Consider the following 12,744-nt stretch of genomic DNA (forward strand, 5'->3'; position numbering starts at 1 on the left):
GTGGAAAGCGGACCGACGGGATGGTATGATGCCGATGTCCGATGGCCCGGCATTCTGCAAGCGGAACTCGGGGAAGGGTACTAGGTCATCGAGGCGGGCTTGAGCGCGCGCACCACCGACATCGCGGATCCGACCCTGCCGCATATTTCCGGGGCCGGCTTGGACGGTTCCGCCGCCCTGTCGCCGATCATCGCGTCCCATCTCCCGCTTGATCTTGTGGTGATCATGCTGGGCACCAACGACGTGAAGGTCCAGTTTGACCGATCACCGTTCCGGATCGCGCTGGGGATGGGAAAGCTGATCGACATCGTCGCGCAAACCGGTGGTGGCGTCGGAACGGACTATCCGACACCGGAGGTTCTGGTGCTGGCACCGCCCCCACTTGGGGAGCTATACCCCGAGGGGCGGGCAGAGCGGTTTGCCGGGGGCGTCGAAAAGACTCAAGCGCTTCCCGAGCATTACCAGACGATTGCGGAAGCAGCCGACGCGGAGTTCCTCGATGTCGGGACACTCGCTGAAACGGACGGCATAGATGGGGTACATCTGTCGGCTGGCGCGCATGAGAACATTGGGCGAGGAGTGGCTGAAAAGGTGAGGGCCATTCTGGAATAAGTCGTGAGCCCAGGCGCGTCTGGTTCACAGGCGCGCCGCTCGCCGGAGCCATGACAGCGTCATCGGTGGCGCCTTTTGCGGAGGCAGAGCTGAAACGCCAGCTGCCCCCTCACACCATCGCGTCAATCATCTCACGCGTCGCGATCAGGTCGGACAGGTCGACGGCCAGAGGCGCCCTGCCCTCCATCGTATCGAGGAAGGCCGCGATCAGGTCGCGATGGCTGGCATGGTCAAAGGCCATGGGGTCTGCACTGCTTCCACTGGCCCCCTGCCCGCCCAGGTCCTCGATCCGACCGTCGGAATATAAGACCGTGGCGCTCAGGCCTTCGATGCGGATCGTCGCCCGTTCGAGGATCAGCGTCATCGTCTCGGTCATGCCCGGAGAGCAGGCCGTCGTCGCCATGATCGTGCCGGGCGCGGCGTCGGGGCCGAAGGTCGCCAAGGCGCAGACCAGATCCTCGGCCTCCATGCGGTGGAGGGGGCTGGTCACGGCCTGCGCGGCGGTGATCGTCGCGCCCCTGCAGAGCGCGCGCAGGACGTCGAGCGTGTGCACGGCCTGGGTCAACAGGACGCCGCCGCCGTCGCGTGCATAGGTGCCGCGTCCGGGGGCATCGTAATAGGATTGCGGCCGCCACCACGGGATCAGGCAGTGCACGCCGCAGAGCCGGCCGAGGGCGCCGGAGGCGAGAGCGGCCGCGACCGCCCGGATGGCGGGCCGGAACCGGTGCTGGAGCACCGGGGCGGCCAAGAGGCCGGCCGATCCTGCCAGGTCCGCCAGAAACCGGGTGTCCTCCGTCACCAGCCCGGCGGGCTTCTCGATCAGCAGATGCTTGCCCGCCGCCAGGATCCGGCGACCCAGATCGCGATGGCTGTCGGGCGGGGTCAGCAAGATGACCGCGTCGACCGCGGGATCAGCCAGAGCCATGTCCAGATCACCGGTCGCGGCGATGCCGTAGGCGGCCTCGAACGCGGCCCGTCGCGCAGGGCTGCGGGTCACCGCATGGGCCACAGCGGCGCCCTGCCCTTCAGATCGGCCAGGCTGGCCATATGCGGAGCCAGCGCCATTCCCAGACCAATGATGGCAAACGTCTTCACACGGTCTGCTCCTGCCCCATCGCCCCAGCCACGAGGACCACCTGATCCGTACGGGTCATCATCATGCGGCTCCTTCACACGCCTTTTATCGAGGTTGTGCGGACCACGAGAATCCTCACCTTGCCATTGACCCCGGCCCGATCAGACCAACTCAACCTCTATCGCGGCCAAAGGCAAGCCATTGAAGCTGGCCTGCCACGTCTCGCCCGGACAGACCGGCAACGCGCGCGTCAGTGTGCCGTTCGACACAAGATTACCTGCCCTTCAAGGGCACGGCGTTAGGCCCCGCAGAAAGATTATCACCTCCTCCAACTTTGCTCCATCCTCAAGACCGGAAACGAAAGTTCCCATCTTGAGGCGAGCTCAGCCGCAGCAACCTGCAAGAAAAGGCCGGACGATCATGCTTTGACCGTTAAATGTTACCAAAACCCTCACAAAGGTGGGTCAGCTCTGGAACTATCGTTCTAGCGCTTTTTCGCTTTGCGGTTGGCGTAGCGCCGGTCGCGCTCAGCTTTTTGGGCCGCTTCATCCTCCGCGGTGCGTGAGCTGAGGTCCTTCTCAACCTCATCGCGCGTTTCGGCCTCGTTTTTGGCTGTCGCATCGGCTGCCAAGGTATCCCTGCGAAGGCGCTCCTGCTCTTCGAGTTTCATTCTCGTGGCCTCCGCCTGGCGTACCTCCCTGGCTGCAGCCACCGCCTGCCGTTCTTCCTGCCGTGCAAGGCGGGTCGGTTCAGCAGCGTTTTTCGCGGCGCGGTGGGCTTGTAACAGAGCAGCCTTTGCATCCGCAGCATCGCTGCGGCGACCGGTGAAATCGTTCTCTCTCGGGTTTTTCATACTCGTGTTCCGTCAGAAGTAGGGTCGCTCAACAAGTCATGCCCGCGCGACGTAGTCCAAGAGGCGCACAGTTGCCAGCCTCGAGTAGTACCGTCGCTTCGATTGCATGGACGCACAGCCAATACCACGAGAGGCTGGAGCGCTGCTTTGGACACGTGTTCTTTCGAACTACCGCTGCGCACCACGTCCGCCTGTCAACGTTCCACTGCCACATCATTGTAAGCCGAGTTGATTTCTATCGAAAGGATGCGGCGCGCTTGGCCTTGTACGCCACGATCTGCGATCGTGAGGCCGAGAAGGGTCATAGCAAACGTCGCCCGAAATGCTGGTGCATCGGGATCCAGAAGACGTCGGGCAAGTTCGGCGTCGGGCGGACGGGCCGGTCTGTGGATTTGCTTCCAACCCCGGTGCAGAGTTGCCAAAGCTGACATTGTGCTGCAAATCTCAAGACTGAAACGGTGCCGATTTCTGGACCTATAAAACCAATTCCTCCAGTGCAGTTTTTTGTTCGCCGAAGAGGGCTTTGAAAAGGGCGCCGATCTCCACTTTCTTGGGTCCTTCCGACGCGCTTTCCTATGCGGTGGGCTTAGTCGCGCAGTATCTCCAGTTTGGCCGTAAAAATCGGGGTGCGCACCCAAGTGCGCAGGTGCGCGCTACCAACGTCCAATTCCTAAATTTGGGACTGCCAAGGTCCGGACCGCTTTCATCAAAGAGTTCAATCTAAATAGGGCCTTAGCAGCAAACAGGGCCAGCCACATAATCGGCCTCTCCCTTTTGCAAGCATCCTCCGAAGGCGCTGCAACTGAGCATCTAGGGTTCGCAGGTTCGCACCTTACAGCAGACGTCTAGATCACACTTGCTGGCAGACGTGATTGTGCGTGACCGCGTCGCAGGAACCATTTACCGGAACTACGGTTGGATGCCGGGCGAAATCGCAATGCAGTCATTCTGCGGTGAACTCTTCCAGGTCACACTCGACTCCCATCCCCCCTCCCCCCATCATCGGACCATGCTCCGCGCACGGTTTCGAAAGGCGACACATGTTCGAAAATCTCGCAGAGCCACCCGACCCCTACATCCTTCTTCTGATGGGGCTGGGCCTGCTGATCGCCCTGGTCGCGTGGCTTCCGTTGGCCCTCCGACGACTTCCGCTTTCGTTACCGATCATCTGCATCGCGCTGGGGATGGGCCTCGGCGTCATCCCCGGGCTTCAGTTCGATCCCTCGCCGCTTGAGCACCCCGAGATCACCGAGCGGTTTGCCGAGTTCGTCGTCATCATCGCGCTGATGGGCGCGGGTCTCAAGATCGACCGAGTGCTCGGCCTGCGGTCATGGAGGGTCACCTGGCGTCTGATCTTCCTGACGCTGCCCTTGGGGATCGCGCTGATCGCTCTCCTGGCGGGGACGTGGCTTGCCCTGCCCTGGGCGATGGCGCTGCTGCTCGGCGCAGTTCTCGCTCCAACGGACCCCGTCCTTGCTTCGGACGTCCAGGTCGGTCCACCGAAGACGGGGGAAGAGGACGAGGTTCGTTTTGCCCTGACATCCGAGGCGGGCGTGAACGATGGGGCCGCCTTTCCCTTCGTCCATCTGGCGATCGCACTGGCGGCGGCGTCCGTGAAGCACGAACCCTGGGCCCTCGAGTGGCTGACCTACAATGTCGCCTGGGAGATCGTTGTCGGCATTCTGGGCGGCTATCTGGTCGGGCGGCTGTTCGGCTGGATCACGTTTCACATTCCGGCGGAGAGCAGGCTGGCGAAGACCGGTGACGGGCTGATTGCCCTGTCCGCGACGTTCGTGTCTTACGGACTGACCGAGGTCATTCATGCCTATGGTTTTCTGTCCGTGTTTGTCACGGCCCTTGCTTTCCGTCAGTCCCACAGGGATCACGACTTTCACACATCGATGCATGACCTGATCGAGCAGATCGAGCGCATTTCGATGATGGTGCTGCTGCTCTTTTTCGGAGGCGCACTCGCAAATGGGCTGCTGTCCCCACTTGTCCCCACGGATATCGCAGCGGCGGTGGTGATCCTGCTGGTCATCCGTCCGATCAGCGCCCTGGTGGGGATGACGGGGTTCAAGGCATCATGGCACGAAAGACTGACCATCGCCTTTTTCGGCATCCGGGGCATCGGCTCGTTCTACTATCTGGCCTACGGACTGAACCATATCGATGATCTGCAGCACGCCGCGCGTCTCTGGGCGATCGTCGGATTGGTGGTTGTCCTGTCCATCATCATGCACGGCCTTTCGGTGACACCGATCATGCGAACCCTGGACCGCGCGCAGGGCCGCGATCCGGATGCCGACGACGCCGTACCGCCCCCGGGCTTTCAGGGGCCGGGCAGGGACGCTCGCTGATGCTGCCATTCCCATGATCCCACGGCGCACATCACCTTCCCACAACGTGCATCGTTGCCGTCAGCAGTCGGTTCGCACCTGCTGCTCTGGATCAGTGCCACTTGTGCAGCTGTCGGGAACACAGCGCCTGCCTGGCTGTTAATTTGAACTCCCTGTTGGAACTGGCCCCGCTGCAAATGCTGGGACAATTTCCTGCAGGGATGAAAATCAGAACTTTCGGAGGATGCAGACATGGATCTGGAGCGCGCAATCGAGATTGCTGCAAGTGCTCATCGCGGCCAGCGGGACAAGGCAGACGCGCCCTTCATCCTGCACCCGCTACGCGTGATGCATGCATGCTCCACCGCCTCCGAGCGTATCGTGGCTGTCCTTCACGACGTTGTCGAGGACAGCCATTGGACGCTTGAGGACTTGCGCAGCGAGGGTCTGGAAGAAGAGCTTTTGGCCGCGGTTGACGCCATGACCCGGCGCGAAAGCGAGACCTACGCCGACTTCGTCAACCGCGCAGCGCGCAACTCGATCGCGCGCGCCGTGAAGATCGCAGACCTGCGCGACAACCTCGACATGACCCGGATTGCGGATCCGACCCCTTCCGATGAGCAGCGGTCTCAGAAATACCTGCAGGCGCTCAGGACGCTGGGCGTTTCGCCAGAGTGAGGAGGCAATGCGGTTTGGTGTGCCCACCGTTATCAACGCCCACCCTCCTGCCAGTCACGCGGGACTACGAACTTGCTTCTCCAGATCCCGCCCTGCGCCACCCGTGCCCCGGCTGGCCAGGTTAGACGTCCACGTAGGTCCGCCACGGATGCGCTTCCTGAAATCCCAGCACGTCGCGGATCTTGCGGTTGGAAAGAGGGGCTTCATCCTTGCCCATCGGTCGGGTGACCGGCGTATCCGGCGCATACTTGGCCAGAAACTCCGCCGTGGGCATGTCGGCGGTGATGGTGTCGTTCACCGCGTTGAACACCTGATACCCAAGCCCGTCCTTCTGCAGGCAAAGATGCACGATCTCGCCCAGATCGCGGGCGTCGATATAGCTCCAGGCGTTGCGCTTGCGGCTCATCGGATCGGCCAGGTAGCCGGGGAAGTTGGCGTATTCATGCGGCTCGATAACGTTGCCGATCCGCAGGGCATAGACATCCGCGCCATAGCGCATCGCGAAGGCACGGCCGGTCTTTTCATTGACGACCTTCGACAGGCCGTAGCTGTCCATCGGATCGCTGTCGTAATCCTCTTCCAGCGGAAACGAATGGTAATCCTTGTCACCTTCGGCAAAGCACACGCCATAGGTGGTTTCAGAACTGGCGAAGATCACCTTGCGCACGCCCAGCTTCATCGCCGCCTCCAGCACGTTGTAGGTGCCGACGGTGTTCTGCGCGAAGGTGGTGTTGTCGGGGTGGATCATCACCCGCGGCACGGCGGCGAAATGGACGATGGCATCGGGGGCTTTCGGTGGGGTGCCCTCATCAAAGCCATCGAAGCCGAAATGGGTGGTGAGGGCGTTGAAGACCTGGCCGCTGTCGGTGATGTCGGTGATCAGCGTGTTCACCCCCGGGCAGTCGAGCGGCTTGAGATCGACGTTCAGGATCTTGTAGCCCTTCGCCAGCAGGTGGGGCACGGCATGGCGACCGGCCTTTCCGGTGCCGCCCGTGAAAATGATGCGCTTGGTCATGATGCTCTCCGTATCCATAGACCCGTTTGATAGTCCTGCTTGGCCCGTCGCGGCCAGCGTTAACCCGTTCCGGCACGGCATCCGTGCGAAAAAGCACCCCGGTGATGCGGCCTTCTACCAGCGCCACACCCGGGCCCTGATGACGCGCCCATCCGGCAGACCCGACGATCCTCCGAGGATCGACATGCCGTTTCCGATGCTGCAAAGTCAGACGCTGCGCTTGCCGACACCCGAACAGATCGCCGACCTGCGCTGCCGCTTTGATCTTTCCTGACTCACCCGGAGAATGACGATGACGCAAGAGAAGATTGGTTTTGTCGGGCTTGGCCTAATGGGGCACGGCATGGCGAAGAACATCGTCGAACAGGGCTATCCGCTGACCGTGGTGGCGCACCGCAAGCGCGCGGCGATCGATGATCTGGTGTCGCGCGGCGCCGTCGAAGCCGCCTCCCTCGAGGACCTTGCGCGCAACTGCACCGTCATCCTGATGTGCCTGACCGGCTCCCCCGAGGTTGCGGCTGCGGTGGCGGCCCTGAAGCCCGGACTGGCACCGGGCGCGATGGTGGTGGATTGTTCCACCTCCGACCCGACCGTTACCCTGCGCCTGGCGGCGGACCTGGCCGAGATCGGCGTGGACTTCGTCGACGCGCCCTTGTCCCGCACCCCGAAAGAGGCATGGGCCGGAACGCTCGATTGCATGGTAGGGGCCAGCGAAGCCACCTTTGCGCGGGTGCAGCCGATCATCGCCACCTGGGCCGCCAAGATCGTGCATATCGGCGCGGTTGGCGATGGCCACAAGATGAAGCTTCTGAACAACTTCCTATCTTTGGGCTATGCCGCGCTGTATTCCGAGGCGCTGGCCCTGTCGCGCAAGGTCGGCATTCCTGTGGCTGACTTCGACACGGTCATCCGGGGCGGCCGGATGGATTGCGGCTTCTACCAGACATTCATGGAACATGCGCTGGAGGGCAACCGCGAGGCGCACAAGTTCACCTTGGGAAATGCCTACAAGGACATGCGCTATGTCGAATCCATGGCAAATGCATCGACCGTCGCCACGCCGATGGCCAGCGCCGTGAAAAACGCCTTTGCGCTGGCGATGGCGACAGGCGGCGATGGCCCGGAAGACTACGTGCCGCATCTGTCGGACTACATCGCCAAAGCCAACGGTCTTTGAATATAAACTTGTTGGCCGCGGCAAGGGGACGTGATGACGAGCGCGATGCTCAGCTTTCTGGACTGGTTCGACCGGCGCACGTCGGGCATGGGGCTGGTGATCGGCGCGCTGTTCGTGGCGGGCTCGCTGACCCCGTCCCTGATCCCCCGCAGCCCCGAGATCCAGGGCATCCTTGCCGGCTTCTGTTTTGCCGCCGGCTACGGTGTCACGGTTCTGGCCGAAGCCCTGTGGCACTATCTGCATCTGCCGCGGCTGACGACGCGGCAGGCGCGGTGGGTGGTCCCTCCTCTGGGTGGGGTCGCGCTGGCCGTCGTGACGGTCTTTCTGCTCCGAGCTGCCGATTGGCAGAACGACATCCGCGCCGCGATGCAGCTGCCCGCCGTCGAGGGCGTGGCTCCGCTGGTCATCGCAGGCTGGGGCACGGGTGTCGCGGCCGGCCTGCTGATCGGGTTCAAGCTGCTGGCGGCGCTCGGGCGCTATGCCAGCCGCCGCATCGCGCAGGTGCTGCCACCCCGGCAGGCCTATGTGCTTGGCATCGCGGTGACGGCGCTGCTGGCCTATCAGATCGCCAGCGGCGTGCTGGTGCGCGGGATGGTCCGCAGCATCGACCGCTCGGCGCAGGCGCTGGACGACCTCGTTCCGGCTGATCAGGTCGCGCCCGGGCAGCAGTGGCAGACCGGCAGTCCCGCCTCGCTGCTCGCCTGGCAGGATCTGGGACGCGAGGGGCGGGCCTTCGTCAGCCAGGCGCCGTTGCCGCAAGCGATCTCGGAGGTGACGGGCCAGCCGGCACGCCAGCCGTTGCGGGTCTATGTCGGGCTGAACGCCGCCCGCACGCTGGCCGAGCGCGCAGAGCTTGCCGTGCAGGAGCTGGACCGGGTGGGCGGCTTCGAGCGGGCAGTGCTGGTCGTGGGCATGCCGACGGGCACCGGCTGGATCGACCCCGCGGCGATGGAGCCGCTGGAGCATCTCCACCACGGCGATGTGGCGACGGTGGCCCTGCAATATTCCTATCTGCAAAGCTGGATCTCGCTTCTGGTGCAGCCCGACGACGCGGCCGAGGCCGGTCGGGCACTGTTCGGGGCCGTGCATCGCCGCTGGCAGCAGTTGCCTGAAGAATCACGGCCGCGGCTCTACCTCTACGGGCTCAGCCTGGGCGCCCACGGTTCGCAGCAGTCCCTGCGGCTGCACGAGATGCTGGACCGGCCCATCGATGGCGCGCTCTGGGTCGGGCCGCCCTTCGTCAGTCCGCTCTGGCAGACGCTGACGGCCGAGCGGGATCCCGATTCCCCTGCCTGGCTGCCGCGCCTGACGACGGGCGAGGTCGTCCGCTTCACCGACGGCCGTCAGGGCCTGCAGGAGGGTGCGCCCTGGGGCGATGTCCGCATCGTCTATCTGCAATACGGGAGCGATCCCATCGTCTTCTTCCGGACCGACAGCGCCATCCGGCAGCCCGACTGGATGCGAGCGCCGCGTGCGCCCGAGGTGTCGGACGACCTGCGCTGGTATCCGATCATCACCGAACTGCAGCTGGCCTTCGACATGGCCATCGCGCTTGATGTGCCCATGGGTCACGGTCATCGCTACGCCTATGTGGATCACATCGGCCCATGGCTTGCGGTCACCGATCCGCCGGGCTGGACACCGCAACGCCTGGATGCCCTCCGTGCCCACTTCCTCCAAAAGCAGGCTGATCTAGATCACTGATGAAGTCGAGGGATCACCATTTCGTTATGTCCGAGAGGGCTTGAGCAGGTTCCGCGGCCCGACCCTGCCGATCGATGACGCGGCTGACTTTCAGATCAGCCGCGTCTCCGCCTGCGCCAACTCTGCCGCGAGGACCAGCATCGTCGGAGCGACAGTGCGCTGGTCAAGGCGCTGGGCCGGGCCCACCGCTGGAAGCGTATGCTGGAGAGCGGCGAGTTCGCCACCATCGGTGACCTGGCCAGGTCCGAGTGCATCGCCCATTCCTACATGACCCGGGTCCTGCGGCTGACGCTGCTCGCCCCGGACATTGTCGAGGTCATCCTCAACGGCAGGCACGGCCCTGAACTGACGCTGCCCCGGATGCTGGAGCCGTTTCCAGCGGACTGGGCGGCCCAGCGGTCACAATGGCGGGCAGCGCCGCGATAGCCGCAGGCTTACCCCCTCCCCCATACCGCCTGACCAAGGATGATCTCCTACGCAGGCGTCCCACGATCTTCGAGAAGGGTCGGCAACGCCCTCACGGGCGAGCGATACCGGTCAGCCTCGTGGATGCCCGAACCACATCAAACAGGAGAACGACAATGAACAAGGACGATGGCCATCTTTGGATAGAGAGGGAAGTTTTGCAGCGGATGGCACGGGACCTCGGCGGCCATCTTGTCGGCTGCCTGCTTCACCTGATCGCCGATGCCGAGGACAACGGCGAGATCGCGTATGAGATGGCAGTCATGCTTCTGGCCGCTGCTCCGGACATGAACGCCAGGAAAGCACAAAAGGATGTCTCCCGGCTCGTGAAGGCCGGATGGCTTGTGCGGAAGGGCGATAAGCTGGCGATCAAGGGGTACGGTACCACCTTCATACAGGACCGCAGGCAAGGGCCGCCGGCCTGAGTTCGGCGTCCGGCGCCTGCACCTGATACATTGGATGCTGGCCCCGCCGCACAACGCGGCCAACAGAGGCGGCGGGGCCTGATCAAACTCACGATGGAGCCGCGCCTCCCGGTGCGGCTTCGTTCGATCTCGTCCATTCAAGCCGCCATTTGGAGGACCAGAATATTGACTGAGGAAGCGCTCTTCCCCCGTGTCCGCCCTTATCAGGGGGTCAGCAGATACTTGGCCCCTGTCGACTTGCGCATGTAGGCCGCCACAGTTTCCGGCTCCAGCGCCTGCTCGAGGGTAATGCGCGCGGTGTAGTGACTGGCAAAGGTCGTGGTCATTTCCGCCACCACGCGCTGGCGCATCCGCTCGACGGTCGGCGGATCCAGGCGTTGCAGGGCGTGGAACAGCAGCCAGCCCCCGATGCTCCAACTGAAGCCGAAGCCGCGGCGCAGGACCGAGGGGCCGGTGTCCAGCGACCCGTAGATGTAGCCCTGCTTCAGCACCGACGAGCCGTAACGGTCATAGCCGGTCATGCTGCGTGCGGCGACCACCTCCATGGCGTTCAGGATGGTGCTGGTCATCTCGCCGCCGCCGATGGCATCGAAGGACAGCGTGGCGCCGGTGGCGGCGATCGCCTCGGTCAGGTCCTCGCGAAAGCTGTCAGTGCTGCTATCCACCACATGCGCCGCGCCCAACTCCCGGAGCATGGCAACCTGTTCGGGGCTGCGGACGATGTTGACCAGACCTATGCCGTCGGCCTTGCAGATCCGCACCAGCATCTGCCCGAGATTGGAGGCGGCGGGGGCGTGGACGATCGCGGTTTGCCCCTCGGCACGCATCGTCTCCACGAAGCCGAGCGCGGTGAGCGGGTTGACGAAGAGCGCGGCGCCCTCCTCGGCCAAAGTGCCCTCAGGCAGGACCAGGCAGTCCTTTGCCTCGATCAGGCGGAGGCGGGCATACATGCCGCCGCCCAGCATCGCGACCCGCCTGCCGAGCAGGTGCTGCTGGTCCGGTCCCGCCTCGACGACGGTCCCTGCCCCCTCGTTTCCGACCGGCAGCGACTGGCCGAGCCGGGCCTGCATTGCGGGCATCGCACCATCTGGAATGCGGGCGGACAGCGCCTCCCCATCATGCGCCAAACTCTCCATGTCGGCCGGCCCGAACATCAGCCCCAGATCGGAGGGGTTGATCGGCGCCGCCTCGACCCGCACCAGCAGCTGCCCTAGTCCGGGTTCGGGCAGGACGACCGGCTCCAGATGCAGCCGCAGCGTGCCGTCCGAGGTGACGGTCGATCTCAGTTCCAGGTTCTTGCGATCCATGGGTTCCTCCGATGGCTTATGCACGATCCTGTCTCACGTGTGGACCGAGTTCAACCGCTGCAAACAGACGGGCGCCGCCGCGTTCACATGGCCTTACCTCTCATGCGGGCGGTGCACACGGGGCCAGCCGTTTGGCATTATGTGGTGCCCGTAACGTAAAATCGTCATCGAGCCGCTCGTCGAGGACGACCAAAGTATCGGCACCGCAGCCGGATTGCGATCTGGCACCTGGATGGATATCCACATCCTTGCCATGAGGGAGACCCGCCGTGAGCCGTTCGGACCAGGACCTTGATCATCTCGACGACCTGCTGGCAGCCTTGCCGCAGAAAAACCTTCCGATGGCAGTCAGCGAACTCGATGGCTATTTGACCGGCATCCTTGCCTGTCCTGACCTCGTGCCGCCCTCAGACTGGCTCCCCCACGTCTGGGGAGAAACGGGTGATGCTGGCTTCCCCGATCTGGCCACGGCTGACACAACGATCTCGGCGGTTATGGCCCATTACAACGCCGTCGCCTCAGGCATGGCAAAGACCCCTTGGATCGAGCCGATCTACGAGGTGGACCCGAACAGTGACGAAACGCTGTGGGAGCCGTGGGTCGACGGGTTCACCCGTGCACTACGCTTGCGCCCAGAGGCCTGGCAGGCGCTCATCAAGCAGGCCGACGAAGAGGCCAAATCGTCGCTGATCTTCCTGATGGCTCTGCAGGACATCAACGAGGGGACCAGCAAGTTCACAGAGGAAGAGATCGATGACATCGACCTGCAGGCCCCCAACCTGATCCCTAGCTGCGTCGCCGCGATCCTGCTTGTGTCGCGCCCAGAGCTTGTCTTGAAGGTCGACAACCTTCCCTACGCTCCTGTCAGAAGCAAGCGCCCGGGTCGCAATGACCCCTGTCCCTGCGGTTCAGGTCGCAAGTACAAGCAGTGCTGCGGGAAGAACTGAAAAGCACCATTGGCGGCCTGTGACCTGCCCCCCGTGGGTCCCTCGGTCATAACGAGAGTCTGCCGGTTTGAGATTGGTAGTCGGCGGATGGTTTCAGGGCAAGCGCGCCGGGCGTGGAACCCTCGGTTAGCGCAAGCGTCCGGCGCG

13 protein-coding genes are annotated in these 12,744 nt (G+C 63.7%); 9 read left to right on the forward strand and 4 right to left on the reverse strand.

Features of this window, described 5'->3' with window-relative positions:
* The first annotated feature begins 99 nt into the window (after positions 1–99).
* The gene (locus FA743_RS19145; RefSeq protein WP_211242333.1) at positions 100–612 is read left to right on the forward strand and encodes a GDSL-type esterase/lipase family protein; all 513 of its coding nucleotides are present in this window, start codon (positions 100–102) and stop codon (positions 610–612) included.
* Positions 613–721: 109 nt separating this feature from the next.
* Here the strand turns inward: FA743_RS19145 and FA743_RS19150 are convergent, their stop codons facing one another.
* Positions 722–1,621, reverse strand: coding sequence for a Gfo/Idh/MocA family protein (locus FA743_RS19150; protein ID WP_246055063.1), 900 nt, complete (start codon positions 1,619–1,621; stop codon positions 722–724).
* A gap of 550 nt (positions 1,622–2,171) precedes the next feature.
* Entirely contained in the window at positions 2,172–2,540 is a 369-nt protein-coding gene (locus tag FA743_RS19155) for a DUF6481 family protein (protein ID WP_136887675.1), read from the reverse strand.
* A gap of 1,040 nt (positions 2,541–3,580) precedes the next feature.
* Here FA743_RS19155 and FA743_RS19160 point away from each other — a divergent pair.
* Together FA743_RS19160 and FA743_RS19165 are read left to right on the forward strand one after the other, a co-directional pair.
* On the forward strand, positions 3,581–4,900 hold the full coding sequence (locus tag FA743_RS19160; protein WP_136887676.1) for a cation:proton antiporter: 1,320 nt from the start codon (positions 3,581–3,583) through the stop codon (positions 4,898–4,900).
* A gap of 231 nt (positions 4,901–5,131) precedes the next feature.
* Complete coding sequence (locus FA743_RS19165; protein WP_136887677.1) at positions 5,132–5,557, forward strand: HD domain-containing protein; 426 nt, start codon at positions 5,132–5,134, stop codon at positions 5,555–5,557.
* A gap of 121 nt (positions 5,558–5,678) precedes the next feature.
* Here FA743_RS19165 and FA743_RS19170 read toward each other — a convergent pair whose 3' ends face one another.
* Entirely contained in the window at positions 5,679–6,572 is an 894-nt protein-coding gene (locus tag FA743_RS19170) for an NAD-dependent epimerase/dehydratase family protein (RefSeq protein WP_211242334.1), read from the reverse strand.
* Here FA743_RS19170 and FA743_RS19175 point away from each other — a divergent pair.
* From FA743_RS19175 to FA743_RS19195, 5 genes are all read left to right on the forward strand, one after another.
* Positions 6,571–6,846, forward strand: coding sequence for a hypothetical protein (locus FA743_RS19175; RefSeq protein WP_136887678.1), 276 nt, complete (start codon positions 6,571–6,573; stop codon positions 6,844–6,846). The genes FA743_RS19170 and FA743_RS19175 overlap by 2 nt on opposite strands.
* A gap of 18 nt (positions 6,847–6,864) precedes the next feature.
* Complete coding sequence (locus FA743_RS19180; protein ID WP_136887679.1) at positions 6,865–7,749, forward strand: NAD(P)-dependent oxidoreductase; 885 nt, start codon at positions 6,865–6,867, stop codon at positions 7,747–7,749.
* A 33-nt stretch (positions 7,750–7,782) separates the two neighbouring features.
* Complete coding sequence (locus FA743_RS19185) at positions 7,783–9,453, forward strand: alpha/beta hydrolase (protein WP_211242335.1); 1,671 nt, start codon at positions 7,783–7,785, stop codon at positions 9,451–9,453.
* 198 nt (positions 9,454–9,651) lie between these two features.
* Positions 9,652–9,879, forward strand: coding sequence for a hypothetical protein (locus FA743_RS19190; protein ID WP_342774428.1), 228 nt, complete (start codon positions 9,652–9,654; stop codon positions 9,877–9,879).
* 155 nt (positions 9,880–10,034) lie between these two features.
* Positions 10,035–10,343: a hypothetical protein gene (locus FA743_RS19195; RefSeq protein WP_136887681.1), complete on the forward strand. Its 309-nt coding sequence runs from the start codon at positions 10,035–10,037 to the stop codon at positions 10,341–10,343.
* 203 nt (positions 10,344–10,546) lie between these two features.
* On the opposite strand, the gene FA743_RS19200 is transcribed toward FA743_RS19195, so the two are convergent.
* Entirely contained in the window at positions 10,547–11,650 is a 1,104-nt protein-coding gene (locus FA743_RS19200) for a zinc-binding dehydrogenase (protein ID WP_136887682.1), read from the reverse strand.
* 269 nt (positions 11,651–11,919) lie between these two features.
* Here FA743_RS19200 and FA743_RS19205 point away from each other — a divergent pair, with 269 nt between their 5' ends.
* Positions 11,920–12,597: a UPF0149 family protein gene (locus tag FA743_RS19205; RefSeq protein ID WP_136887683.1), complete on the forward strand. Its 678-nt coding sequence runs from the start codon at positions 11,920–11,922 to the stop codon at positions 12,595–12,597.
* The last annotated feature ends 147 nt before the right edge of the window (positions 12,598–12,744 follow it).

Source organism: Paracoccus gahaiensis (assembly GCF_005048225.1).
Classification (GTDB): Bacteria; Pseudomonadota; Alphaproteobacteria; order Rhodobacterales; family Rhodobacteraceae; genus Paracoccus; species Paracoccus gahaiensis.